At 30.3% G+C, this 24,763-nt stretch carries 30 protein-coding genes; 3 read left to right on the forward strand and 27 right to left on the reverse strand.

The features are described from left to right. Nucleotides 1-232: 232 nt before the first annotated feature. From J2Z44_RS15150 to nudC, 3 genes are all read right to left on the reverse strand, one after another. Nucleotides 233-436: a hypothetical protein gene (locus tag J2Z44_RS15150; RefSeq protein WP_021283502.1), complete on the reverse strand. Its 204-nt coding sequence runs from the start codon at nt 434-436 to the stop codon at nt 233-235. 132 nt (nt 437-568) lie between these two features. Next, nucleotides 569-1,063, reverse strand: a complete 495-nt coding sequence (locus J2Z44_RS15155) for an HD domain-containing protein (protein ID WP_021283503.1) — start codon at nt 1,061-1,063, stop codon at nt 569-571. A 40-nt stretch (nt 1,064-1,103) separates the two neighbouring features. Beyond that, the gene (gene nudC / locus J2Z44_RS15160) at nt 1,104-1,931 is read right to left on the reverse strand and encodes an NAD(+) diphosphatase (RefSeq protein WP_021283504.1); all 828 of its coding nucleotides are present in this window, start codon (nt 1,929-1,931) and stop codon (nt 1,104-1,106) included. 470 nt (nt 1,932-2,401) lie between these two features. Here nudC and J2Z44_RS15165 point away from each other — a divergent pair, with 470 nt between their 5' ends. Next, the gene (locus J2Z44_RS15165) at nt 2,402-3,163 is read left to right on the forward strand and encodes a YhfC family intramembrane metalloprotease (RefSeq protein WP_021283505.1); all 762 of its coding nucleotides are present in this window, start codon (nt 2,402-2,404) and stop codon (nt 3,161-3,163) included. Between the two features lie 284 nt (nt 3,164-3,447). Here the strand turns inward: J2Z44_RS15165 and J2Z44_RS15170 are convergent, their stop codons facing one another. The 7 genes from J2Z44_RS15170 to J2Z44_RS15200 form a co-directional block, all read right to left on the reverse strand. Then, nucleotides 3,448-3,603 carry a hypothetical protein gene (locus tag J2Z44_RS15170; protein WP_021283506.1) on the reverse strand — a complete coding sequence of 52 codons (156 nt, stop codon included), beginning with the start codon at nt 3,601-3,603 and terminating at the stop codon, nt 3,448-3,450. 143 nt (nt 3,604-3,746) lie between these two features. Beyond that, nucleotides 3,747-4,205, reverse strand: coding sequence for a hypothetical protein (locus J2Z44_RS15175; RefSeq protein ID WP_021283507.1), 459 nt, complete (start codon nt 4,203-4,205; stop codon nt 3,747-3,749). Between the two features lie 30 nt (nt 4,206-4,235). After that, entirely contained in the window at nt 4,236-5,036 is an 801-nt protein-coding gene (locus tag J2Z44_RS15180) for a metallophosphoesterase (RefSeq protein ID WP_242833417.1), read from the reverse strand. A gap of 291 nt (nt 5,037-5,327) precedes the next feature. Next, a complete protein-coding gene (locus J2Z44_RS15185; RefSeq protein WP_021283509.1) occupies nt 5,328-5,999 on the reverse strand; it encodes a DUF421 domain-containing protein in 672 nt (223 codons plus the stop codon). Nucleotides 6,000-6,034: 35 nt separating this feature from the next. Then, nucleotides 6,035-6,406: a hypothetical protein gene (locus J2Z44_RS15190; RefSeq protein WP_021283510.1), complete on the reverse strand. Its 372-nt coding sequence runs from the start codon at nt 6,404-6,406 to the stop codon at nt 6,035-6,037. A gap of 15 nt (nt 6,407-6,421) precedes the next feature. Then, entirely contained in the window at nt 6,422-6,787 is a 366-nt protein-coding gene (locus J2Z44_RS15195) for a DUF4363 family protein (protein ID WP_021283511.1), read from the reverse strand. Nucleotides 6,788-6,797: 10 nt separating this feature from the next. Continuing rightward, the gene (locus J2Z44_RS15200; protein ID WP_021283512.1) at nt 6,798-7,526 is read right to left on the reverse strand and encodes a DUF421 domain-containing protein; all 729 of its coding nucleotides are present in this window, start codon (nt 7,524-7,526) and stop codon (nt 6,798-6,800) included. 197 nt (nt 7,527-7,723) lie between these two features. On the opposite strand from J2Z44_RS15200, the gene J2Z44_RS15205 reads away from it, so the two are divergent. Continuing rightward, nucleotides 7,724-8,026: a hypothetical protein gene (locus J2Z44_RS15205; protein WP_021283513.1), complete on the forward strand. Its 303-nt coding sequence runs from the start codon at nt 7,724-7,726 to the stop codon at nt 8,024-8,026. A 251-nt stretch (nt 8,027-8,277) separates the two neighbouring features. Here J2Z44_RS15205 and J2Z44_RS15210 read toward each other — a convergent pair whose 3' ends face one another. Further along, on the reverse strand, nt 8,278-8,655 hold the full coding sequence (locus tag J2Z44_RS15210; protein ID WP_021283514.1) for a VOC family protein: 378 nt from the start codon (nt 8,653-8,655) through the stop codon (nt 8,278-8,280). A gap of 295 nt (nt 8,656-8,950) precedes the next feature. Here J2Z44_RS15210 and J2Z44_RS15215 point away from each other — a divergent pair, with 295 nt between their 5' ends. Next, nucleotides 8,951-9,688: an MBL fold metallo-hydrolase gene (locus tag J2Z44_RS15215; RefSeq protein WP_021283515.1), complete on the forward strand. Its 738-nt coding sequence runs from the start codon at nt 8,951-8,953 to the stop codon at nt 9,686-9,688. A 309-nt stretch (nt 9,689-9,997) separates the two neighbouring features. On the opposite strand, the gene J2Z44_RS15220 is transcribed toward J2Z44_RS15215, so the two are convergent. The 16 genes from J2Z44_RS15220 to J2Z44_RS15295 form a co-directional block, all read right to left on the reverse strand. Next, the gene (locus tag J2Z44_RS15220; protein WP_021283516.1) at nt 9,998-10,228 is read right to left on the reverse strand and encodes a glutaredoxin family protein; all 231 of its coding nucleotides are present in this window, start codon (nt 10,226-10,228) and stop codon (nt 9,998-10,000) included. Between the two features lie 48 nt (nt 10,229-10,276). Next, a complete protein-coding gene (locus J2Z44_RS15225; protein ID WP_021283517.1) occupies nt 10,277-10,717 on the reverse strand; it encodes a MarR family winged helix-turn-helix transcriptional regulator in 441 nt (146 codons plus the stop codon). 2 nt (nt 10,718-10,719) lie between these two features. Further along, complete coding sequence (locus J2Z44_RS15230) at nt 10,720-11,265, reverse strand: glutathione peroxidase (RefSeq protein ID WP_021283518.1); 546 nt, start codon at nt 11,263-11,265, stop codon at nt 10,720-10,722. Nucleotides 11,266-11,610: 345 nt separating this feature from the next. Beyond that, nucleotides 11,611-13,806 carry a penicillin-binding transpeptidase domain-containing protein gene (locus J2Z44_RS15235; protein WP_021283519.1) on the reverse strand — a complete coding sequence of 732 codons (2,196 nt, stop codon included), beginning with the start codon at nt 13,804-13,806 and terminating at the stop codon, nt 11,611-11,613. A gap of 169 nt (nt 13,807-13,975) precedes the next feature. Further along, entirely contained in the window at nt 13,976-14,674 is a 699-nt protein-coding gene (ric, locus tag J2Z44_RS15240) for an iron-sulfur cluster repair di-iron protein (protein ID WP_021283520.1), read from the reverse strand. Between the two features lie 443 nt (nt 14,675-15,117). After that, complete coding sequence (locus J2Z44_RS15245) at nt 15,118-15,990, reverse strand: CPBP family intramembrane glutamic endopeptidase (RefSeq protein WP_021283521.1); 873 nt, start codon at nt 15,988-15,990, stop codon at nt 15,118-15,120. 24 nt (nt 15,991-16,014) lie between these two features. Continuing rightward, nucleotides 16,015-16,911, reverse strand: a complete 897-nt coding sequence (locus J2Z44_RS15250; protein ID WP_021283522.1) for an alpha/beta fold hydrolase — start codon at nt 16,909-16,911, stop codon at nt 16,015-16,017. A gap of 171 nt (nt 16,912-17,082) precedes the next feature. Further along, nucleotides 17,083-17,862, reverse strand: coding sequence for a Cof-type HAD-IIB family hydrolase (locus J2Z44_RS15255; protein ID WP_021283523.1), 780 nt, complete (start codon nt 17,860-17,862; stop codon nt 17,083-17,085). A 4-nt stretch (nt 17,863-17,866) separates the two neighbouring features. Beyond that, complete coding sequence (locus tag J2Z44_RS15260) at nt 17,867-18,883, reverse strand: alpha/beta hydrolase (protein ID WP_021283524.1); 1,017 nt, start codon at nt 18,881-18,883, stop codon at nt 17,867-17,869. Between the two features lie 13 nt (nt 18,884-18,896). Then, nucleotides 18,897-19,442 carry a GNAT family N-acetyltransferase gene (locus tag J2Z44_RS15265; RefSeq protein WP_021283525.1) on the reverse strand — a complete coding sequence of 182 codons (546 nt, stop codon included), beginning with the start codon at nt 19,440-19,442 and terminating at the stop codon, nt 18,897-18,899. 113 nt (nt 19,443-19,555) lie between these two features. After that, nucleotides 19,556-20,335 carry a Cof-type HAD-IIB family hydrolase gene (locus J2Z44_RS15270; protein WP_021283526.1) on the reverse strand — a complete coding sequence of 260 codons (780 nt, stop codon included), beginning with the start codon at nt 20,333-20,335 and terminating at the stop codon, nt 19,556-19,558. A 301-nt stretch (nt 20,336-20,636) separates the two neighbouring features. Beyond that, nucleotides 20,637-21,836, reverse strand: coding sequence for an alpha/beta hydrolase (locus J2Z44_RS15275; RefSeq protein ID WP_021283527.1), 1,200 nt, complete (start codon nt 21,834-21,836; stop codon nt 20,637-20,639). A gap of 109 nt (nt 21,837-21,945) precedes the next feature. Continuing rightward, nucleotides 21,946-22,749, reverse strand: a complete 804-nt coding sequence (locus J2Z44_RS15280) for a hypothetical protein (protein ID WP_021283528.1) — start codon at nt 22,747-22,749, stop codon at nt 21,946-21,948. A gap of 117 nt (nt 22,750-22,866) precedes the next feature. Beyond that, a complete protein-coding gene (locus J2Z44_RS15285; RefSeq protein WP_021283529.1) occupies nt 22,867-23,454 on the reverse strand; it encodes a GNAT family N-acetyltransferase in 588 nt (195 codons plus the stop codon). Between the two features lie 232 nt (nt 23,455-23,686). Further along, nucleotides 23,687-24,223, reverse strand: a complete 537-nt coding sequence (locus tag J2Z44_RS15290) for a GNAT family N-acetyltransferase (protein ID WP_021283530.1) — start codon at nt 24,221-24,223, stop codon at nt 23,687-23,689. A gap of 97 nt (nt 24,224-24,320) precedes the next feature. Continuing rightward, nucleotides 24,321-24,731 (reverse strand): GNAT family N-acetyltransferase, encoded by a 411-nt coding sequence (locus J2Z44_RS15295; protein WP_021283531.1) that lies wholly within the window; start codon nt 24,729-24,731, stop codon nt 24,321-24,323. Nucleotides 24,732-24,763: the final 32 nt, after the last annotated feature.

Here is a 24,763-nt window from a genome sequence, read left to right on the forward strand (position 1 = left end):
CCCATAATAATAACTCCTTTGATAAGTCTTAGAGTTATTATTGGGAAGATTAAGCTTGTTAATACTTTAAATTTCGGAGTGGTAAATCTATATATATACTTAATAAAACCTTTTAAAGATAAGATTTATAAGTCTGTTGCTTTAACAACTCTGACTTATTAAATGGGAGGCTATTATATCCAAAGAACTTTCCCAAAAATTTATATATTATACTTTTGAACCTGGATTTAAATTATTTTCCTAAATAGGCTCTTGCAGCTTCAATAAACTCAGCCTCTGTATCCTTTACTACAAAGTCATCACCGAAAAATCCATATGCCTTATCTTTATATTTCCAGCACTCTGCTATACAAGTTAGCTTTAACTCACTAGCTGGTATAACTTTCTTTAGTTCCTCTATATTTACATTTGAACATCTTTCACATACATAAATCATATTCTACTCATCCTTTCAAATTTAATTATATAGATAACAAGCTTAAAACTCAGCTACATACCTCTAAGTATAATTCTTCACGTTAAGAGTAACTGAGTTGTCAATAACTCATACTACTATATCTTTAAATTTTTACTTTAAATAACGTTCACAGGCAAGTGTTATTCCTGTAGTAGTTTTAAAATTATCTTCAATTGCAGCCTTTAACTTTTCCCTATCACTTCTTACTGGTCTTGTTTCTAAGTTAACTAAAAGATCTGCTTCCCATTGTATTTGAAAATCAACACCATCTATTTTGGAAAAGGTGTGGTGACTTCCAACTACATAAGAGATTCTATCTATTTTCTCTTTTGGATAGCCAATTTTCTCTAAGATTTCTCTTGAAACCCTAGCCCCCTCTTTTTCTTGATAAGGTGCAGCATCGGAACCGTGAATTTTAATTGCATCAATTGCTCCAATATCATGAAGTATAGCAATTAAGGAAATTTGTTCTCTTTCCTCCTGTGGAATTTTTTCACCTTCCATGATTTCTTCTGCATACTTAAGTACACTAAAGGTATGATCCATCCACCAGGTGTTTTCTTTAAAAACTTCTTTCATTTTTTCAATTGCTCTTTCTTTAAACAATTTTACCCCTCCATGATTCTGTTTTATAGCTTATATTGAACTACTTATTACTACTTTCACAATCTATATACCAATCGATTAGTTTTCTTGCAATGCTTATAGAGCTTGGCACCTGTGGCATATTCTCAATACCAAACCAATCCGCCTCAGCAATTTCGTTTTTATCAACATTTATATCCCCACTATCATATTCTGCTGTAAATCCTACCATTAAAGAGTTTGGAAAAGGCCAAGGTTGACTTGCAAAATATTTTATATTTTTAATCTTTATACCAACTTCCTCCATAACTTCTCTTTCAACACATTGTTCTAGGGTTTCACCTGGTTCTACAAAGCCTGCAAGAACACTGTAAAATGGGAAGTTTGATTTTGCATTTCTAGCCAGAAGAAGCTTATCTCCCTTAGTTACAGCCATTATTACTGCTGGCGATAATCTAGGGTAATTTATAAGTCCACACTTAGGGCAGGCTTTACCAAATTCATTTGGAAGCTTATGAGTTTCCCCTCCACACTGTCCACAAAACTGGTGTGTTTTATCCCAAGCCATAATTTGAATTGCACGTCCTATAAACATAAAAAACTCTTCATCTACTAGGGTAAATAGCTGTCTTAAACCCCTAAACTCCATACCTTCTGGGGCTACAGCATCATTTAACAGTTCTGCTGAATAATAGTGGTTGTTGTATCTTTCCCCTAAATCTTGCACTCTTACAGGAACTAAATTTAATTCCTTCAATTCTTCAACTTGAGGAATTAACGCTTTATCATTTTCTATTTTTACTAATAAATCATTGCCACGAAAAGCAAACCAGAAAATAGGTTTTTTATTTAATAATGAATTGTCCTTCATTAATGAATCTTCCTTCATTTTATTCCCTTCTTTCATTTATCATAAGTAGTTTATTAATTCCATTATACTATTATATAACATAATTTATAATATAGAGAAGCACCTTGAAAAGTAAAATATTCATGAAAATGAATGCATTCTTACAGAATAAACAATCACTTAACTAGAATTCATAACTGATTTAGTGTAGAAAACTTAGGGAATACTAAGGATTATACTTATTAGTAACTAATATTTGAAAAATCTTCTCTTTTTAAAAACATTAGTGAACTTTTTTCCTTGCAAATCGTTAAATTATTACATTGATTTTAATTTGAAAGTTTTTAATTTGAAACAATATTTATGTCTATGGTACTAGTTCAAGGAACCCTTATGTACTGAAATTATAGCATCATACTAAATATTTGTTGGTTATTAACTCTAGCTTTTGTATATAAATCTTATAATGTCACATATATATAATATTAAATAAACAAGGGGGACTTTTTATGGTTAGTAATATGTCTATAGCTAACATGATAATTTCATTAGTTGTAACTTTAGCTGTTGTAATTGGAACATTTATCTACTTTTACAAAAAAGAAAAAATAACTATCAAACCAGTACTTATTGGGGCTGGAACATTTATCTTGTTTTCTCAGATTCTTGAGAAAATCCTTCACTTTGTTGTTATCAACAATAAAATTTTCACTAATCCTTTAGCTTTTGCTATTTATGGAGCCTTAGCTGCCGGTATTTTTGAAGAGTGTGGAAGATTTATTGCCTTTAAAACTGTACTTAAAAATAAGCATCAATGGAAGGATGGAGTTGCTTTTGGAATTGGTCAGGGTGGAATTGAAGCTATTCTTATAGGAGTTTTATCCGTAATTAATTATTTAGTTATGTCTAACCTTATAAACGCTGGAACCTTTGACCAAACTATTGGGGCTGCTGTACCTGCTGAATCTCTAACTCAGTTAAAAACAATTTTAACTGGCCCTTCTTCAATGTTTTTAGCTATAGGGATTGAAAGGGTTTTTGCTTTTACAATGCAAATTGGTCTTACTATGGTTGTACTCTATGGAGTTCGATATAGAAAGAATTTATATTTGCTTCTTGCAATAATCCTTCATGCACTTATGGATGTTCCTGCAGCACTTTATCAAACAGGATTTTTCAAAAATGTTTGGTGGGCAGAATTAATATTCTTTATTTATGCAATAATTGCAGTAATTTATATTAAAAAATCAAAGAAATCCTTTGAGGCTTAATGAAATAAGTTCTTATGTAAAACTTATATAGCATTATAAAAATAGGAAGAGTACTACTGATGTAACAACAGTACTCTTCCTTTTACTTTTATGTTAGTTTTTCAAATCTTTGCCCATATATTTTAGGGTAATATCCTGTTTTATTCACTCTCATAAAGTCCTAAGTGAACCAATGTATAAGTAACTTATAATTTATACTATTACTTAATTACCCTAACTACTTCCATGAGTTTACAATTATACCTTCTGAACTTATTGTTCTAAGTACATTCCTCCTGCTCACATTAGTATCTGATAATATAGTAAATCACATATAACCAGCCAAAAATTCCATGGACAATAGCCCAAAATATTGATTTCCATGTGGTAAAAGATATTACCATTGCTAAGCATGTACCAAAGCTTATTCCATTTTTAACTATTTCTTTTTTCTTACTCATTTTTAACCCCCATTTTAAAATTATTACTATTCTTACACTAAGTTATTTTTTATACGTATACACGTATAAGTTCCATATTTCCCCTTAAGTTGTATATCCTCTATTAATACTTTGGCTTATAGCTATCTGAATATTAGTATTTACTATTGAAAGCTTCTATTAGTAATTTGTATTCCTAATCCCTTAAATATTTCTTTCATAGCCTCTAAGTCATCTTTTTTATACTCATATAATGAAATTGGAATTACTTTTTTCTCTTTATAAATCTGAATTATGTTATCATAATCCACTACTAATATACTTGTTATATCTCTAATTTTAATAGTTCTATACTTTAAGGTTGCACCTAATTTCACTTTAATTTCTTCTTCATTAATAATTAACCCTGGCTCCTTAAGTCTTCTTATATTACTAATAACCCTAATAGACATCATTCCTATAACACAAATAACCAATCCCCCAAATAATAATACACCTATATATTCTTTTCTTACTATGTTCTCATAAACAGCAGTTGACCATGTTATTAATAAACAAAAAAATAATACAAAGTTCTTGAAATTTTTTCTTTTGTAAAACTTATATTGAATCTCTTCATTCATACTATATAAATCTCCTCGGTAAGCCTCACACTATTTAGATAATAGGGTTACTTCTATAATTTGTGGTCTATTAAACAGTCTTTGTGGAAATACACTGTTTCCAAGTCCTCTGCTTACTACCATTGTAGTGTTATCTATTTCATACTTCCCATTAGTGTACTTAGGGAAAACTCCTTGCCCTGGTGCTGCAAGCCCTCCTATGAAAGGAAGTCTTACCTGCCCTCCATGAGCGTGTCCTGAAAATATCAGGTCTACATTATAACTACTATATTCTGATATATATTCAGGTCTATGAGCTAATAGAATTTTAAAACTACTGTGTTGTAAATTTTTTATGGCCCCTTCAAGAGTTTCTTCTAGAGGTTTATAAAGTGGATCATCTATGCCCATGATATAAACTTCTTCTCCATTTTTAGAAATACTCTCACTTCTATTTCTAAGTGTGTTTACCCCAATTTCTTTTAGTCCTTGTTCTAAGGTCGAAAACTTTCCTGATCTTATCTCATGATTTCCATTAACATAATATACTGGTGCAATTTTAACTAGCTCTTTCATGAAATCCAAACTTACTTCTTCTTTGTATCTTCTACTATCTATTAAATCTCCAGTGAACACAATTATATCTGGATTTAGAGCTTTAACTTTCTCTGCTACCCTATTACCATAGTTTAAAAAACTTTTATTATGAAAATCTGATAGATGTACAATTTTATATCCTTGAAGACTTTTAGGAACTTTTTCCAATTTAATATTAATTTTACTTATGGAAATAAAATTATTTTCACTATATAAAAATATAATCAAAAGAACCAATAAAATAAATATTTTCACTTTCCTTCTCCTCATAACTATGACCTCATATATTCTTATTATAAATATCTAGCTGTATACCATTACATTAGAGATAGTTACTTAATTATACCATAAGTTACATTTAATTGAATAACTATCATCTTTTATTTATCCAAAACCAATATACCTACTTCTAGTTTATTTTAAACACCCTAAGATCACTTGACCCCTTTACTTAATTAGAAGCTTTCTCGTGGCAACAATATTTTTGTATTTATTTAAACTAACAAAATAAAAGTTTTCTATATAAAAAAAATAGCACTTTCAGTGCTATTTTCTCATAATAGTAACCTTCCAACTAGGATCAATTTCTGCTAAGGCTACTTCATTTTTATAGTCATCTATTCCTTGCTTTCGTAATTCTTCCTCTAGCCATTGTTTATTTTTATTTATATGCTTAATATTACTATATAAAATATTGCCATCCATGATTAAGGGTAAAGTTATCCCTTGTTCAGTAGGTTTAATATTTATATCCTTAAGCTTAACATTATTATTTTCTGCCCATGGAAATACAGATAGGTTTCCTTGTGGTTCTATAATTGCAGTATGTACGTCACTTGTCTTGTCATATCCTTGCTGCCGTAGTAACCCTTCTAACTGATTTAAGCTTAATCCCATGAATTTTAAATTTTTCATAATTATTTTGCCCCTACTTATAATTAAAGTAGGAGTATGCTCAAAAACATGATTGAATTTATTAACTAATGCTAACTTATTAACTAAAAACATCAGTAGAATCAGTAATCCTCCACCATACACCGACTTAATGACAACTTTATCAACTAATGGCTCAGCTGCAACATTTGCTAAAATCATTATTCCTGCAATTTCATAGGCTGTCATTTGTGCTATTGCTTTTTTTGTTAAAGATCTTGCACATAAAAAGGTAAAAAAGAAGACTATAGTTACTCTTAAGGAATATATTATAAGATTATCCATTGAAGTCCCCCTTGGTCTTAGTTTTAAGCTATAATCTATGGTGCAGAAAATCCTTCTAAAACCCAGTCTAGAGATTCCTTTAATGCACCAATATACTCTAAAGCAGCCTCTTGTTCATACTCAACGGATATATATAGTTGCCCTAAGGTATTTTGAAAAGTAGCCATGGCTTCCGTAGCATTATTTGTTCTTATGATTATTTTATTGTTTTCATAGATTTTCTTAAGGTCCTCAGTACTTTTCTTAGCTTCAGTCCAATTTTTATTATTAATGCTTTTCTCAATATTGTTTAAACATAAGGCAAATTCATTTTTAGGTAATGCTTTTTCAAATGCTATCCACAATACAAGAAAGCATAAAACCCAAGTTAACATAATCTTATATCTCATCTCCATATTTCTAAACACTATTATGTCACCTACCTAATTTCCCAATTGATCCCAATGCTCATAGGCTTCATAAAGGCCGTCCATTGCTAATGCCTTATTATTAGCTACTATTGCTCCCTGTAACCTTGCTAAACTCACATTTAATTCATTTATTTCATCTCTTTCTGAGCTGAATTGAGTTCTATTTATTAGCTTCTCCCAAACTTCCTGGAGTTCTTCTGCGTGGAATTTAGCTTCTTCCCATTTATCATTATTTACATCTTGTTCTACAAGTTGTACAAGTTCTACAAAACTGCTATTATCCACCTTTGTTTTCTTTAAGTAATTTCCACTTAACATAACTACTATAAAAAATACTATAGTGACAATTGGTATACATGTAACTAAAAACTTTCTCATAAACTCCTCCTTAATATGGCCCTTTATAATCTCCAATATCTTTAATTTTCTTTAAGTCATCCTTATACTTATCAACATAAAAAGTTCCATTATCATCAAGGGTAGCAAGAAAAACTTCTGAAGGTCTTTTTATATTATATTTTTTAAGCTCTTTCATTAGCCATCTTTCATCCTTTCCTAATTCCTTTAAATTTTGATGAAAAATTACTCCATTATATATTAACTCTGTGCTTATAGCTGCTTGCTGAACCTTTTTTTTCATATCTTTAAGAGTAATAGGCTCGTATTCTGATTTTTTAAGTACAGATAGCTGCCCATTAGGCTCAATAATTGCATATTCAACTTGATTTAAATCAAAAATATCTTTGTTCCTCAGCATTTGTAATAAGTCTGCTGCTCTAAATTTCATTTTTCTTAAAGCATCTTCCATAATCTTGCCATTCATGATAACAATAGTTGGTTCTCCATCAATATATTTCCCCATAAAAACCCACTTATTTGTGACTATCTCCATAAGATATCCTAGGGCCGCCCAAGTAAACAATCCAACCCAATGTGGCCATGCCCTACTTGATAAATCTGTAGTCAACGTAGCAGCAATTGAACCAATAGTTATTCCTAATATGTAATCGAAAAAATCTAGCTGACTAATTTGCTGTTTTCCAAGAATTCGTGCGAAAATTAGTAAAGTAAAAAAACCTATAACTCCTCTTACTAATACTACTAACCCCTCATTCACTTAATCATCTCCTACAATAAGTACTGAATAAGTAATTGTAACTTAACAAACTTCTTACTCTTATGTTATATTTTGCTTATCCGTAGTAATTATACCTATTTATTTTAAAGTCCCTTGCTTTGTATAGTTCCAATATATTACAATTACAATATAATGCATTTTATCACTACCTAATACAAAAGGATGTGGAAATTTAAATGAATAAATCTGAAAAATTCTTAGCAAAATGGAATAGGTATAGAAAATATGGAAAAGTAAAATATATCCTTATATTTGGAGTATTACTGGAGAGTTTATATGTTTTATTATTTATGACCTTAATATTCCCTATGGTGGATTATAACTTTAATTTTCAGTATTATTCTTGGTTAACCTTTATAAAAAACGCTACTATTGGAGTTATTATTGGTCCTATTATAGGCTTTATTACTAGCTATACTCAATGGAATTACAATGAAGATAGATATGCTACTATTATGTCACATTCAAAAAAGCTATAAAGGAAACTTCAATTTACAAAACAAAATAGGGTATATGAAAAACTTTTAAATTTTTCATATACCCTTACTTTATATAATAATTGACCAAAAAGTAAAAATCTATTTTCATAATTCTAGTATATCTTGTTGACATGATTTTTAAGCTTTAGATATTTCCTAGTATCCTGATGTTTTTTTACTAGTTAGATACCTCAACTCTTAGCTCGTATAAGAAATCTTTGTACTAGATAATTATTAATTATCTGTAACTACTATAGCTCATGTTTGTCTGGAAGTATTTCAATCCAGTAGCCATCTGGGTCCATGATAAAGTAGATTCCCATTGCTTTATTTTCAAAACAAATACAGCCCATTTCTTTATGTTTTTCGTAAGCTGCATCAAAGTCCTCTGTAACAACAGCTAAATGGAATTCTGCTTCTCCTAAATTGTATGGCTCTTTTCTATCTTTAAGCCAAGTTAACTCTAGAGTGAAACCAGTAGTTTTATCTCCCATGTAAACAAGAGTGAAGCTATCATCTGGAGCATTATATCTTTTTGCTTCTACAAAGCCTAATGCTTCTTCATAGAACTTCATACTTCTTTCAAGGTCTAAAACGTTAAAGTTAAAATGATTAAAGGTAAATTTCATTTCATTTCCGCCCTTCTAAATAAATTTCTATGTATAGTATACACTATTAGGGAATTAATAGTAAATTTTTATATTGCAGTTTCAACATAAAAATTTCTCTAAATGAAATTATTATAAAAATATTCATATTAAATTAATAAGTATGTTATTAACACACTAAATACTAAATATTAAAATTCATGAATACTTAAAAAGACTTTTTAACTCCTCATCAAATTACTATCTATAGAAATGCAAGTTATCAATATGTTATGATTTTATTATATAAATATATGTAAAGTTTGGAGGTACTAAAATGAGTGATATTAAAGCTAAAATCCATTATATATACCATAGTGGCTTTACCCTTGAAACTGACAATGCCTTTTTAATCTTTGACTATTATAAACATCCTAATTCAAATGAAGCTTTAGCTAGTGAGGATGTTTTAACCCCTGAAAATCTTAAGTCTAAAAAGAAGGTTCTCATTTTTTCTTCTCACAGTCATGGAGATCATTTTAACTCTGAAATTTTAAAGTGGCAGCAGTATAGCAATAATACTGAATATATTTTAAGCTGTGATATTGAGATAAAAGATATGAAGCCAAATTACACTATTATTTCTGAAGGAGAAGAAAAATTTATTAAAGGTGTCTACGTAAAAGCTTATGGATCAACGGATATTGGTATTTCTTTTCTTGTAAAAATAGATGGCTTAACAATTTTCCATGCTGGTGATCTTAATTGGTGGCATTGGAAAGAGGATTCTCTAGAGGAGAGAAATTTAGCTGAGAAAGCCTTTAAAGAAAATATGAAAACAATAAAGGCACAACAAAACAACATTGATATAGCTTTCTTCCCTGTAGATTCAAGGCTTGAAGAATTTTACTATATTGGTGGAGAATATTTTATAAAGGAGCTTCATCCTAAGCTTCTTATTCCAATGCATTTTGGTGATGATTTTTCAGCTACTAAAAATTTTGCTGAAAAGTTTAAGCTTCCTCAAACAACTTGTATAGAAATAACTCATGGATTCCAAGAAATTTTATACTAATTCTCTTCATTAACTTGTTTTATAAAAAACAAAAATATAGTGATAAATTCTCCTTTTAATCCTAGGGTGGTTTCCTTAAAATTTTGGAAAGCTAATAAAATAAGTTATGCTAAATATTAAAGTATCTTTTCTAAATATTAAAGTATCTTTTTTAAATATTAAAATAAAAAACTCATAGAGATTAATAAAGTGAACTATAAAAGTTTTCTTTATATCCCTATGAGTTCTATTCGTTGCTATCTCTAATATTAAATATCACTATTTAATAAAATACCCTGCCAGCTATTATCTATTCTTCCTTTTTTGAAATTATAAGTTTAGTGCAGAAGCAATTTTTTCTTTGTTGAAACCAACGATTTCTTCTTCATTAATAACTATTACTGGTACTGACATATAACCTTTTTTCATTAGCTCCTTTCTTGCTTCCATATCTTTTGAAATATTGTGCTCAATATACTCCACATTATTCTCCCTAAAGAATGATTTAGCCTCTTGGCAATATCCACAAGTGTCACTGCTATATATTTCAACCTTATTCATAAAATTACCGCCTTTCTTAATAAACATTTCTATATAATTATTCCTATTTTAAGATTCAATATTTTCCAATGTATTTAACATATCTTTTAGTTTATCTTTTAAAAGGATTGCTTCTTCAGCAGAAAGCCCTGTTGAACAAAATAACTTTGTAGGTATTTCCACTGCCTTATCCTTCATCTTAACTCCAGCTTCTGTAAGTCTTACATAAACGTTTCGCTCATCTTGTTTATCTCTAGTTCTTTCAACTAAACCCATTGCCTCTAGTTTTTTTAGTAGTGGGGTAAGAGTTCCAGAATCAAGGTGAAGTCTTGCTCCAAGTTCTTTAACTGTAACATCATCCTTTTCCCACAAAACCAGTAAGGTTATATACTGAGTATAAGTTAATCCCAACTCATCTAGGAAGGGCTTATAACGCTTTGTAACTTCCCTTGAGCAGGCATATAAGGCAAAGCATAGTTGATTGTCTAGCTTTAATAGTTCATAGTTCATGATTATAACAATGCTTCAATATGTGGTTTTATATCCATTGGCTCTGTTGTTGGCTCAAATCTTTCCACGATATTGCCTTCTCTATCAATTAAAAACTTTGTAAAGTTCCACTTTATAGAGTTTCCTATTAAGAACTCTGGGAAACTTTCTTGTAGGAAGCTATTAAGAATTTTTCCTGATGGATGAGTTAAGTCGAAACCTTTAAAAGCTACACTTTCACTTAAATATTTAAACATTGGATGGGCATCTTTTCCTCTTACATTTACTTTATCAAATAGCGGAAAGCTTACTCCATAATTAAGCTGACAGAAACTTTGAACTTCACTATTATTTCCTGGCTCTTGCTCAGCAAATTGATTACATGGGAATCCTAGTATTTCTACTCCCTTATCCTTGTACTGATCATATAATTTTTGTAAATCACCGTATTGTGGAGTAAAACCACATTTGCTTGCAGTATTTACAATAAGTAATACTTTTCCTTTATATTCCTCTAGAGATACCTCTTCACCATAGATGTTGTTTACTTTAAAATCATAAATTTTCATTGTTAATCCTCCTTAAAATTCTCAGCATTTTATCTTATTCATTTAAAAATCTAATTATTCATAAACCGATATACACAACTCAATTTGCTTAAACTTTATTTTATTAAATTGAATTGTATACAATTTACTTTCTATAATATTATATTACTCCTTCTCTTTTACTTCGTCAATAGGTAAAATTAATTTATTTAATAATTATTATTGATAACTAAAAACCCTATGCTAAAACCTTTGTTAAAGCATAGGGTTAATATTGGTTGTTTATATTGTTCTTTAACCTTCATAGTCTATAACATGTCACTTTTTAAGTTTAAACATAGCTTCAAGTATTCTACCCTATATAATCTACCCACGTTTCAAGTAATATTCAATTACATTTTTAACTTTGGGAACTACAAAATGACTTCCACCTTTTGCTTTTACATCCTCAATGACCATAGATACAACTATTTTAGGATCATCTAAATTTAATGCCACAAACCATCCATTTTCCTTTCCTTCTGTATCCTGAGCATCCTTTTTTAGCTCTGCTGTACCAGTTTTCCCTCCAATGGTGACACCATTAATCTTCCCCTCATGAGCCGTACCTTCTGGATCTTCAACTACTGCCTTCAATCCCTCAATTAGTGGAGCTATATTTTCACCACCAATTGACTTTGACTTCCAAACCTTAGCAGTATATCCATTTGTGATATCTAGAGCTGGTGCTATAACATTCCCCTCATTAACTAAAGAAGAATACGCCAGTGCCAAATGAAGTGGAGTTACAAGCACTTCCCCTTGACCATAACCTGAATCTGCTAGAAGAACATCTTTTGCAATTTTATTACCATTAGCAACTTGGGTATTTTCCGTAGGATAATCAAAAGGAATTTCTTCGCCAATTCCAAAGGACATAGCTCCTTTAACAAACTCTTCTTTCCCTATTTTTAAGGAAGCCATAGCAAAATATATATTATCAGAATATTTAAAGGCATCTCTTAAGGTCACTGGCTTTCCTGGATCTTTAACCCTAGTGATGTTATAACTTCCCCAAGATTTGCTTGGTTGCCATTGATTTCCTTCAATACCCACAGCTTCTTCTGGTTTTATAGCACCCTTATTAAGTCCTACTGCTGCAGTTATTAATTTAAAGGTGGAACCTGGAGAGTAGCTATTATTGAACTTATTATCAAATTCATCCACGGGGGTTGCTTCCCAAGCTGCTCTTTGTCCTTCTGAAATATAAGTAGAAAACAAGTTAGGATCATAGGAAGGTGAACTTACCATAGCAAGAACTTCTCCAGTTTTAGGGTGTGCTGCCACTGCTGCTCCTGGTTCTTTATTCATTTCCTCATATATCTTTTTTTGTAGTTCTGAATCTATGGATACTTTAATATTTTCTCCATCCTTAGGTTCTTTTTTAGCAACCTCAATGACTTCTTTCTTGTCTTCACTTCCTCTTTCTATATAAATTCGTCCTCCACTTTCACCTTTAAGTCTTTTCTCATAAACCTGTTCTAATCCTTTTTTTCCAATAAAACTATTTCCCCCATACCCTTGATTTTTCACTTTTTCTAATTCCTCTGCAGTAATAGGGCCAACGTACCCTATTAAGGCTCCCGTTGCTTCTCCTCCTGGGTAAACTCTACCCATTTCTTCATTAACTCTTACTCCTTTAATTTGAAGAACATAATCCTTCCTTTCTTTTTCACTTAAAGACATTTTTACAATGGGTACAAAGAAGTCTGGATTGCTATTTCTTTTAAGTTTATCCTGTATAACTTCAGGTTTAATATCTAAAACCTTAGACATTTGAATTATTTTATTTTCTTTATCTTCTTCAAAAAATCTTGGATGAATTCCAACAGAATTAATCTTTGCATTTATAGCAAGGCCCTTTCCAGACCTGTCATAAATTTCACCTCTAGTTGGAGTAAAAACTTCTGCTCTTACTCTATCTCCTGGCTCCATATAGGGAAATATGAGCCTTTCATTCCAAAGAATTTTCCAGGTACTTTTCTTATCCTGTTTTTCCTTTGTCATGGTTACTTCATAGCCTGGCACCTCTATATTTCCTGCTAAGGTATTCATATTAATTGAAAAAGGAATCTTAACATTATCTTCTTTTGTTTGTTTTAAATCCTCAGTACTACCTACAGTAATGCTAATATCTTTAGCTTCTATGCCATCATAAATATTAGAATATCTTTTCACAAAATCCTCTTCTGAAATAGAAGTCTTTGTATTATTTGAAACCATATTATACATTGCTTTAAAATCTTGCTTTTGCCAATTTTCTTTATAGGTTTCAAAGATATCGTGAGGGTTCTCTTTTTTGTTGCAGGCTGTTAGAAGTGCTAAAATTACTAAAATACTTGTAGCAATTGCAAGAGATTTATATTTCCTAGAAGCAATAAAATTTGTTTCTTTATTAATATTATCTTTAGGTGTTTTAGTAAAACTTTTTCTATATGGTACAGTATTATCCTTACTTGACTTAGCTTTAATGAAAGCCATAATACTACACTTTTTAAATAATCTTCTCAAAGGCTTATCCATAATTTACACACCTTTCTTATACTTTTATATTTAAATATATTTAATAGTATGTCCAAATTATTCTTATTATAAGCAAAAGCTGCCGACAACTTAATGTCAGCAGCCTTATACTTTAAGGGATGGAGGTAAATGTTTATTATAAGAAGGGAGTAAACTTAATTAAAAAATCCTATATCATATTAAATAACACACTATTTTCTAAATAAATGTGAATGAACAAATCCTTTTCTAAGTTATGAAGCTTATCATATACAAGCTTAAAAGTAGTACATGCTCCTTCTGGGGCTTTGAAGTCTCTTGTGATTTCTTCCATTTCCTTAAGGATATCCCCTGCAGCATCGTGCTCATCTTCAGTTTCTTTTATGAATTTTTCAATTGCTTCCTTATATTTTTCATCCTTAGTATTTTCATATGCTCTAATAAGTGGGAATAAATTTTCTTCCTCTTTTACTAAGTGTTCTTCAAGTTCAGTTTTAAGAGCACCGAATAATCTATGAACTTTTAATAATTCTTCAGCATGGTGGCTAAAGTGAACCTTTAAAACCTTAAATAATAGAGCATCAATTTCTCTTAACTCTTTCTTAGTGAAATCATGATGGGTTTGCTCAATATGTCTCATTAATATAGTTGGCTTTTCTTTTCTCCAATCTCTATACTCAGCATTAGATTTTATAAACTTGTCATATTCCTCATTTAACTTTTCCACAATTACATCTGAATTTAAACCTTTTTCTTTTAGTGCTGCTCCTAAAGTGTCATGACCTCCACAGCAGTAATCAATTTTTAACTCATTGAATATTTCACTGGAACCAGGGAAAATTGAAACTACTTCACCTAATTTTTGATTTATATTAATTATTCTTTCCATTATTATTCCTCCTATTTTTCACTGTAATTTTTTCATCTTTATTTTTTATCATAGTTTTTTTCACTTTTTATTTTAATTCTATATAGTTTCTTGCTTTTTAGTATTTCTGTTTTCCTATGACTTTATTTTATAATTTTTTATAAATATAAAATATGATTGAAATCACATTTTGAAAATAAGTAGGAAAATAAAAATTGCATGTCTTCACGCAACTAAAAAAACTACAATTACTTATAATTCTTCACTTATATTTTAGAATCTACTAGCCACAAGAGTTTATTTAAGCCTTTATAAATTAAGATAAGTTAAATTTCCTATAATAAAAAAGCCACTAAAAAAACTTCCTTAGCACAATTTGTACTAGTGTTATTTTTTAGTAGCTAACTATACTTTTTAACTTATGTTCTTCACTAACTTATAGCCTTGAGCTCTAGATTATAATTTTATAATGACATGGCTACATCAAAGAAACCATGTAGGAGTATACACGGAGATAATGATTTAGTCTTAAAATACAATTTTCCAAACATATATCCTATCATAGCCTGTGCAGCTGTAGCTAGTAAAAACATCCAAGTTACTGTGCCAGAGCTTATTATAGGGCTCACTACATGACTTATCCCAAATATTATAGCTTGTATAACATTACACTTTTCATCAGTTAATCCTAACCCCTTTAGCCCAGATATTAAAAACCCTCTATAAAGAATTTCCTCATAAAAACCTGGGTAACATGAATTAACAATTGTATTTATAATAAAACCTATAACAAACTTTCCATTAGCCATATTTTCAAAATGAATAGTTTTATTTGTAATTCCTACAATGTTAGTTACTATTTTAAAGGTTACATATAAAATAATAACGAATATAATGGATTTAAGTGTTAAGTTCCAATTATAATCACTAATTCTTATTTTAAAGAAGTAGCAAATGAAAATTGATAAGGTCAACACTAATGCTGCAATGGAAAAATGTAAAACATTAACTTCACTTCTAGTGTAATTGTTAATTTTAAATATGTTAGTCATTATGACAACGCAAATCAGAAAAATAAGTTCTAAAATACCAAATAAAATCAGAGCCCTTTTGTTCACATATATAGTTCTTCTTTCATCACCCCTAATAGGAAATAAATATACTATCCCAATTGTAACGGCTATAGCACCAGTCATAAGTAATGGATAAGTTAATGGGCTTTTATAATAAGAATTGATATTATACCTACTATAAAAATATAGGCATAAAAATCCCACTGTTAGAAACCCTAAATCCCACATTAGGGTACTTAAATTCTTTTTATTTAAATATCTCATAAAATCCTCCTAAATTCTTGTGAACTAAATATACACTAACTCTTTTATAGCTTTAATTACCTGATCTGGTCTAGTTTCATTTATACAGTGATTACTGTCTTTAACTATTCTAAAGTCACATCTATCTGATAATTCCTTTAACCCATGAGACAACTTTTGTGAAAGTTTCTCAATTTTTACTGCTTCTACTTTTGGTATTCCTTCAGCTACCATTTCGCTGACAGAGTATTCCGGATCTTCAACTAATACTATTAAAGGACATTTTGGAAAAGCTCCTGCCATCTTTATATTTGCTACATTATATTTTAAATCAAGTATTTCCGAAAGTTGCGCTTTATATATTTCAGGTCTTACATAAAATTCCAAAAGTTCCTTTTGAATCTCTATAGGAAGACTAAGCTGACTTGAAGATAGTTCAGGTTTTATCTCTTTCAACAATTGTTCTCGAGTATACTTAGAGTACTTTCCCCATAAATCAATATACACTTCATCTGAGGTAGTATCATTGGATATGGGAGTATCCAACTCATCATACTGATTCCCTCTATCCATTGATGCAGATTCTACTAGCAATATACTTTCTACATAATCTGGATACAGCCTTGCAAAATGCTGAACACACAAACCACCATAAGAATGACCTACTAATATAACCTTTTCTTTGATTCCCAGTGTGAGTAGTAAGTTATATAAATCTTTGGAGGCTATGAGCGTACTACTTCCTTCATCGCCAATTTGGCTATTTCCAACTCCTGATCTGTGAATTGCAATAATTTTTGTATGATGTGATATTTCTTCTATAATATCTAACCAGTGATAAATGCTTCCTCCCATTCCTGGCATAATAACAACAGTCTTTCTCCCACTGCCAGTGATTAAACATTCTAATTTTTTCTCTCCCACATCTATTAATTTAAACATTTTTATACCCCTTAATAAAATTTAAAATCTTGTCCACTTTCAACTCTAAATACACTAGCTATTGCCCCCTATCCCCTTGCTAATAGTTTGCAAAAGGGAGTTCTAGCTTTTTAAATGTTTTCATTATCTTCATGATAATTTATGAAACTTTATAATTTCCAAATACACTATCTAAAGTAAAAAGTTCTCCTGAATAAACCTTGCTACTCCATCTTCTTCGTTACTATATGTAATATGGGTAGCTACCTGTCGCACTTCCTCAATGGCATTTGAAACGGCTACTCCATAGCCACAAGTTTTTATCATTCCTATGTCGTTGTGATCGTCACCAAAAGCTGCAATCTGACTTAAATCGATATTTAGATGTTCTGCCAGCTTAATTATGGCATAGTCTTTAGTTGCATCTTTATGCGCAAACCTACATAAATTTTCACCAGTATAAGTAAGAAAGCTACACTCTGAGTACTTAGCTGCTAACTCTAGAGCAGATTTCTTATTATAGGCTTCTACTGTAATTTTAAGGGTTGGATTATTTAATGGTTTTTCAAAGTTGTTATAGGTAACATTAGCATAGCTTCCACCACTTTCTAATAGGTCTCTACTATTAGAATAATTCCCCGTTTCTGTTACCACAGATACATATTCAAAGTCCGCATGTTGTACACATTCTTTTATCAGTTCATCTGAGGTTGAGGGAGACAGCATAGATTTGTAGATTACCTCATCATTATGCCTTGCCAGTGCACCTCCGTTTGTTATAACAATGTCAGGTTTAATTAAATCAATATACCTTTTAGCTGCCCTATCTGAACGTGCAGTTGCAATTGCAATACTAATTCCTTTCTCTTTACACTTTTTGAGGGTTTCTAAAGTAAACTCAGATACACTCTTATCCCCTTTTAGCAAGGTTTGATCTAAATCTGTTATAATTAGCTTCACCTTTTTATTCATACTCTTACTCCTTAATAAAACTTAAAGCCCTATTCAGCTTTAAATCTAAATCCTTTGGATACCAATGACCTACTCCACTATTAATATAATACTCAAAGGGAACTTTCAACTTGTTAAATGTATTCATCATATCTTCTAAATTTTCAACTGGAAGGTCTTTTTCTCCCTCTAGAAATACCCATTTAACTCCTCTTTTTAGGGAAGATTTGATATTTTCCTCAGTGAACCTATTTGTTTTTAGTGAGCAACATAAAGCTACAACTCCATTTATAGGAATTACATTAGCTAGTGTAATGTCTACAGCTGCTATAGCTCCACCTGAAAAGCCACCAATCATAACTTGATTTTCATCAACAGAGTAATGCTTGGACACTGAGTCATAACAAGTTTTAATCTCTTCATATAATTTGTCATAGGTTTTCTTTATGTTTATTTCATTATCCTTTGAATCATTTTCTAGTATTGCATTGTTCTTAATCCAGCCATAACTATTATGTCTTAATACTTGAGATGATTGAAGATAAACTACAATATAGCCTTTATCTAGAAGATAATTTGGTTTCCAATGCTTCTTATGATATTCTGAATTGTCTCCATCCCCGTGTAAATTAAAGAATAGCGGATACTTCTTTTCTTCCGTATAGCCTTCTGGAGTATGGACCTCATACTGAAATTTAGCTTGTTTTTGTGCTTCAATTAGTAATAAATCATTGTTTTTCTTTAACTCTTTATATTCCTCATAATCCTTTAAAGCTTCAAACCAATATAGCGGACATAGGAACTTTTTCTCAATCATATATTTAAGTGTTTCAATAGTTATATCATATTTTTTACTGGTATAAGCAAACCAACACTTATCAAACATAATTGTATAAAGATTTTTTTCTATTTCTTCCGTTGGTAGACTTTCTAATCCCTGTTGCAATATTAGTAATGCCTCTTCATATTTTTCTTCCTCTTCTAATTGGTAATATACTTTACTAAGCTTCTCGAAACTTTTATGTATCATAGTTTTCTCCATAATTTAGGTCTCCCTACATTACATCCTTTTGAAGTATAGCCATTATAATTCCATCTTCAAGCTTGCCTTTAATTAAATCTCTTTCTCTTACAACACCTTCTTTTGTAAAATTTAATTTCTCTAGGACCTTTACTGAGGCATCATTTCCTGGTGTAATAAAAGCTTCAATTCGATTTAAATTCATTTCACTTAATCCGAATTTAACTACTTCACCAATAGCTTCTGTGGCATATCCTTTATTCCATTCATCTTGAGCTAAATCATACCCAATTTCAGCCCTGCGAGCATCATTATCAAAATCCCCTAAACAACATATGCCTATTAGCTCCTTTGTATCTTTTAACTCTATTCCCCAAGTTATCTCTTCTCCAGCTTCAAATTCTTCTTTATATCTTTTTATAAATTCCTCAGCATCATTTTTAGATTCTATAGGGCTAAACCAGTCATATTTTGCAACCTCTGGGTCACTAAATACTTTGTAAATTCCTTCTACATCATTTTCATTAACTTCTCTTAAAATTAGTCTATTAGTCTGAATTTCTTTTATTGTTTTAATCATTTTTTCTCTCCTTTTAATCCATAGAATATTTTTTAAATCTTACTTTTAACTTACGCTACTTATTATTTAGCTTGTCAACTTTTACTTCAGGCAAAGACTAATATTATCCATAACTAAAGTAAAAAGTTCTCCTGTATAAACCTTGCTACTCCATCTTCCTCATTACTATAAGTAATATGGGTAGCGACCTGTCGTACTTCTTCAATTGCATTTGAAACTGCTACTCCATAGCCACAAGTTTTCAGCATATCTATATCGTTATAATCATCACCAAAAGCTGCAATCTGGCTTAAATCAATATTTAGATGTTCTGCCAGTTTAATTATGGCATAATCTTTAGTTGCATTTTTGTGAGCAAATCTGCACCATTTTTCTCCACTATAAGCAAGAAAACTACACTCTGAATACTTAGTCGCTAATTCAAGGACTGCTTCATTATTGAAAGCCTCAACTGTAATTTTATAGCTTGGACAATTTAGTGATATTTCAAAACTATTATATATAGCATGATCATAGTCCACACCATTTTTTAATAAGTCATGGCTATTGGAGTAATAACCTATTTCTGTTTCGACAGTTACTTCTCCAATATCAGTATGCAAGACACTTTCCTTTATTAGTCCATCTGAAGTTAAAGGCGATAGCATGGACCTATAGATTACTTTCCCGTTATGCTTTGCCAGTGCCCCTCCATTAGAAATAATAATATCAGGTTTAATTAAATCTATATATTTTTTAGCCGCTCTTTCTGAACGTGCTGTTGCAATTGCAATGTTAATTTCTTGTTCTTTGCATTTTTTAATTGTTTCTAAAGTATACTGAGATACACTTTTATCTCCTTTTAGTAAGGTTTGATCTAAATCTGTTATAATAAGCTTCACTTTTTTATCCATATTTTCCTCCTCAATAAAGTTATTTAATGTTTACCTTCCCTTACTAACCACTAAACAAATTCATTTTCGGCATTGCTTTCATTTGATATTTAACTTAAATAAAGTCATGTCTATAAGCTTTCTTAACAAAAATTTAGTTTATTAATATTCTAAAAGCCTTAATGGAACCAAAGTAGGAGCAATGTATGATTTAAGTCTTAACTTTGATTCCGAATAAGGATATTTTCTAACCCTTTTCTGAAAAAATCAACGGTTTATTTCTTACCTAAAAAGTATTTAAGAATTATCCTTGAAAATGTGATTAATCCTCATTTAAGTTTATAAGTCCTGTTGCTAAGGTTTCTCCCCAGCATAAATAATCGTGTCCTGATTGAAAATTCTCATATTTCACATCATAACCCTTAGATAATAAAACATCTCTCATATTATTTATTACTTCCATCATCACAGGTTCATCATCATAGGGAGCGTCTTCAAGTAATCCTGCATTTAAATAAAACCTTATAGGAAGCTTCTTCTCTTTTTCAAATTCTTTTGTTAACCATTGTTCTTCATACCAATAAGATCCCGATTGAGATAGAACTTTTCCAAAAATGTCCCATCTTTTAAGAGCTATATAGCTTGCTGTTAAACCACCAAGACTAAGTCCTCCAATAATTGTTCTCTCTGATTCTTTGGTTATGTTGTAGTTTTCGTAGCCCCAGGGCATTACTTCCTCAGTAATAAACTTCATAAAGGACTCATTACAGGTTAATTCTTCATATCTATTTTTATTACTATCAACTAATATACATACTGTAGGTGGAATCTTTTTCTCATGAATTAAATTATCAAGTACCACATCTGTTGATAAATAATTTAAGTAATCAAAGCCATCCGTGAGTACTAGAACGTTATAAGGAGAAGCTTTTTCATCATATTCACTTGGAGTATAAACCCATATCCTTCGAGTGTTACCTAGAATCTTGCTTTCAAATCTACTCAGCTTCATATTTCCTTTTTTTACCTGTTTATTAGAGATTGTCCAAACTTCTGGTTTAACCTTAGAAAGTTTTACTAAAGAGTATACAGTTTCAACACTTTCTGGATCTTCCTCATCTTTCACATTGACTACTCTATTTGGATTTAATGAATCCATAATAGAGTTTTTCTTTATTTTTTTATAATCATTGTCAAACTCATAATTTAACGAAAAATTATATTTAAACTTAACATCATTTCTAACTATATAGGACTTAACCAAAATATCTGTGTTTGGCAGTCTCTCCATGATGTTTTCTGAATAACGATAACCCGGAACTCCTCCATATATAAGAACATTATTTACTTCTTCATTTCCTCTATAAAGAAAAGTAAGTATCACTTTTTCTTCCCCTTGAACTTCTTCAATTAAGGGTGTTCCTTCCTTTTGAATTTCATTCCAAAACTTCTCTAAGACAAAAGTACCACTGCTAAGTTTATTATATAGATTTTCAATCTTTGGACTTAACAAATTCACCATATTATATCCCCCCTGACCCATAATCATTAACTCTCTTTGTACTTTAAATTACTTGCAAATATAAATATATCACTTAATCTATTATTATTTATTTCAACTGAAACTAATATTAATCTATTCTTACAAACCTCCCCATGATTCCTAAGTACTTATATGCTTTTCCACTTCCATCCGGAATTGTAAATACAGAGTAAACTATGCGATTACTTCTCTTAATAACTTTTGCTTTTCCATGCATATCACTCATAACTGCATCTTCAATATCATTAACTAATACTTTATCTGACAATGTCCACCTTGCATTTTCCATAAACCAATGATTAAAAGAACCTTGTTGAGGATTTAGCATTATAGATAATAAAAAAACTACAATAATAAAAAATCCTATGGCTCTTGTTGTCTTTTTAACTAAAAAACGCTTAATACCTATGTGATTATTTTCCTTTTTCTCAGTTTTATCTATTGTTTGGCTTTCATTACGTCCAAATTTCTCTAAAGCTAACCACAGAACAAAGGTTGGGAGAAATGTTACTATTACTGCACTTATTTTCCAATAATAACCAACATCATTTATAATTTTTGGCATGAGATATTGATGAAAAAAGCAAAAAAATCCGTTGTTAGCGAAAGGGATAAGTAATTCAGGTAAGCCTCTTTTATCTGGAAATAATCCAGAAACCCATATAAGTAAGTTGAAGAAGAAAATTGATGAAATAGATAGCAAGTTCCTACTATGGCTATGTTGTTTAGTAAGAAACTTACCCAATACCATGTATAGAACAATTGTAAATATAAAAACTCCTATGGCCTTTGGCAAACTAGCTTGTCTGTAATCAATTGGTATTATTACTAATAAAGTTAATAAGTTGAATAGTATATAATAAGCAAATACCCTTATATTATTTCTTTTCATTTATACACCCTCATTTAGTTTATAGACTTTAATTTTCAAATACTCTTATCTCACGTCCATTAATGTACAGAATCCCTGTATTTACTGTTCTTAATATAGTATTACAGTATTTAAAACTCATTTTTGAAAGCCCTTGTATTTACTACTATTTTTAGTTATCCCAAGCATTACTCTGTCCTCATATTCATTAGTTTTCTTATTATAAGCAGCTTCCTTTTTCACTCCCTCTTCTTTAAAGCCTAACTTCTCACATAATTTTATTGAAGCAATATTCTCTGGATGTACTGATGCTTCAATTCTATTTAAGCCCATAACTTGAAAGGCAAATTTAAGAACTTCTTCTCCTACTTCTCCCATAATATTCTGTCTCCAATATGCTTTATTAAGCATAAACCCTATTTCGCCTTGAGAATTCCATTCATTAAAGCTATGTAATGTAATTAGTCCTACAACATTATCCTGCTCTTTTGTAGCAATGCACCATCTGATAAACTTCTTATTTTCAAATCCCCTTAAAAATGCTTGTACAGATTTCTGAGCTTGCTCCATTGTTTGCATAGTTCCCATCTGCTGATATTTCACAGTATCATTATCTGAATATATTTCATATATTGATAAATAGTCTTTTTCTTTCACTTCCCTTAAAATAAACCTTTTACTCTCTAGGTTTGGAAATCCATTAAAATCAAATTTAGTTAGGTCCATATATTTCACCTCTTCCACACAACATGTAGTTAAATTATATCATAATTTACATTTTATTCTATGTAACTCTTTAATTTTTACAATATTTATTGCTTTTTTTATTGCCATTGTATTTTTTTACTGATGACTTCCACCGAGGATTTAGGGTAATATTTCATTTACATTACAATACAAAACACCATAAAATCCATTGCTGAACATTATGGTGCTTAAACTAATTCTTAAATTAATTTTAACTAAGTTTCTTTCTCATTCTAAAAACCTTTAACTTTTCACCTGCTATTTCACCTTCACAGGCATAAAATATTTCAAAATTACACTTTTCATAAACTTTAATAGCTCTTTTATTAAAAGCTGCAACTCCACACCTAACATATTGTCCTTTGTAGTTATATTCTCTTACAGCAAAATCAATGCATTGTAAAACAAAATTTACTCCAATTCCCTTTCCACATAATTGTGGCTTTAAACCCCAACCTACCCACATTTCGTAACTATTTTGCGTATTACTTTTAACTACTTCATGACTAACGTAACCCTCATCTTCTAGCTCTTCACCATCTTCTTGAAAGAATTCAATAGTAAATTCTCCTACAAGATGATTTTCTTCATCTAATGCTGCAAATTTTCCCAATCCCCAGTTTTTCTCATCAAGTAAAAGTTCCTTCTCATTGACATAATCGTATATATGGTATTCACCACCATACTTCCAATTATCAATGATTTCATTTGCATATTCCAAATTCATTGGAACAAATTTAAAATTCATAATATAACCCCTTTTTTTCAATAACAATATAGATATTTAAATTTTATAAACTGAATCTTATATTTAAAGTGCACACAATTACTTGTATACTAACCTTCTAGTTAGATTTTCTCATAATTATACATCGTTCTTTAAATCCAAGACTCTTCCAGAATGCTTGTCCTCTTTGATTCCAACAGAAAACATCTAAATCTATAGAATCAGTTTTTAGTTCCTTCATGAGTTGATTAAATGCAATTGTACCAAGATGTTTTCTCCTTACATTTTTACAAATAAAAAAATGAGATAAATAGTAAGGAGAAGTTTGAGTTCGTACTAGAGCATAACCCGCTACCTCTTTATGCTCTAGAAATAAAAATGCTACTGATCCTTGTTCTATAGCACATTTTAATCTTTCTTGCAAAATTTCAACTTCTGGAATATTATCATTCTTTTCATCCTCATATAATTCCCTATTTAACTTTGCCAGTACTGACAAATTATCCATAGTACATTTTATAAGTTCCATATCACTTACCTCCGTTTAAATACTTAAAACAT

It is taken from the genome of Clostridium punense (genome assembly GCF_017874425.1).
Taxonomy (GTDB): Bacteria; Bacillota; Clostridia; order Clostridiales; family Clostridiaceae; genus Clostridium_J; species Clostridium_J punense.

Coding starts and splice junctions, on each gene's coding strand:
- J2Z44_RS15150 (WP_021283502.1), bottom strand. CDS start 436: ATGATTTATGTATGTGAAAGATGTTCAAATGTAAATATAGAGGAACTA.
- nudC (WP_021283504.1), bottom strand. CDS start 1,931: ATGAAGGAAGATTCATTAATGAAGGACAATTCATTATTAAATAAAAAA.
- J2Z44_RS15165 (WP_021283505.1), top strand. CDS start 2,402: ATGGTTAGTAATATGTCTATAGCTAACATGATAATTTCATTAGTTGTA.
- J2Z44_RS15170 (WP_021283506.1), bottom strand. CDS start 3,603: ATGAGTAAGAAAAAAGAAATAGTTAAAAATGGAATAAGCTTTGGTACA.
- J2Z44_RS15175 (WP_021283507.1), bottom strand. CDS start 4,205: ATGAATGAAGAGATTCAATATAAGTTTTACAAAAGAAAAAATTTCAAG.
- J2Z44_RS15185 (WP_021283509.1), bottom strand. CDS start 5,999: ATGGATAATCTTATAATATATTCCTTAAGAGTAACTATAGTCTTCTTT.
- J2Z44_RS15195 (WP_021283511.1), bottom strand. CDS start 6,787: ATGAGAAAGTTTTTAGTTACATGTATACCAATTGTCACTATAGTATTT.
- J2Z44_RS15205 (WP_021283513.1), top strand. CDS start 7,724: ATGAATAAATCTGAAAAATTCTTAGCAAAATGGAATAGGTATAGAAAA.
- J2Z44_RS15210 (WP_021283514.1), bottom strand. CDS start 8,655: ATGAAATTTACCTTTAATCATTTTAACTTTAACGTTTTAGACCTTGAA.
- J2Z44_RS15215 (WP_021283515.1), top strand. CDS start 8,951: ATGAGTGATATTAAAGCTAAAATCCATTATATATACCATAGTGGCTTT.
- J2Z44_RS15220 (WP_021283516.1), bottom strand. CDS start 10,228: ATGAATAAGGTTGAAATATATAGCAGTGACACTTGTGGATATTGCCAA.
- J2Z44_RS15225 (WP_021283517.1), bottom strand. CDS start 10,717: ATGAACTATGAACTATTAAAGCTAGACAATCAACTATGCTTTGCCTTA.
- J2Z44_RS15230 (WP_021283518.1), bottom strand. CDS start 11,265: ATGAAAATTTATGATTTTAAAGTAAACAACATCTATGGTGAAGAGGTA.
- J2Z44_RS15235 (WP_021283519.1), bottom strand. CDS start 13,806: ATGGATAAGCCTTTGAGAAGATTATTTAAAAAGTGTAGTATTATGGCT.
- ric (WP_021283520.1), bottom strand. CDS start 14,674: ATGGAAAGAATAATTAATATAAATCAAAAATTAGGTGAAGTAGTTTCA.
- J2Z44_RS15245 (WP_021283521.1), bottom strand. CDS start 15,990: ATGAGATATTTAAATAAAAAGAATTTAAGTACCCTAATGTGGGATTTA.
- J2Z44_RS15250 (WP_021283522.1), bottom strand. CDS start 16,911: ATGTTTAAATTAATAGATGTGGGAGAGAAAAAATTAGAATGTTTAATC.
- J2Z44_RS15255 (WP_021283523.1), bottom strand. CDS start 17,862: ATGAATAAAAAGGTGAAGCTAATTATAACAGATTTAGATCAAACCTTG.
- J2Z44_RS15260 (WP_021283524.1), bottom strand. CDS start 18,883: ATGGAGAAAACTATGATACATAAAAGTTTCGAGAAGCTTAGTAAAGTA.
- J2Z44_RS15265 (WP_021283525.1), bottom strand. CDS start 19,442: ATGATTAAAACAATAAAAGAAATTCAGACTAATAGACTAATTTTAAGA.
- J2Z44_RS15270 (WP_021283526.1), bottom strand. CDS start 20,335: ATGGATAAAAAAGTGAAGCTTATTATAACAGATTTAGATCAAACCTTA.
- J2Z44_RS15275 (WP_021283527.1), bottom strand. CDS start 21,836: ATGGTGAATTTGTTAAGTCCAAAGATTGAAAATCTATATAATAAACTT.
- J2Z44_RS15280 (WP_021283528.1), bottom strand. CDS start 22,749: ATGAAAAGAAATAATATAAGGGTATTTGCTTATTATATACTATTCAAC.
- J2Z44_RS15285 (WP_021283529.1), bottom strand. CDS start 23,454: ATGGACCTAACTAAATTTGATTTTAATGGATTTCCAAACCTAGAGAGT.
- J2Z44_RS15290 (WP_021283530.1), bottom strand. CDS start 24,223: ATGAATTTTAAATTTGTTCCAATGAATTTGGAATATGCAAATGAAATC.
- J2Z44_RS15295 (WP_021283531.1), bottom strand. CDS start 24,731: ATGGAACTTATAAAATGTACTATGGATAATTTGTCAGTACTGGCAAAG.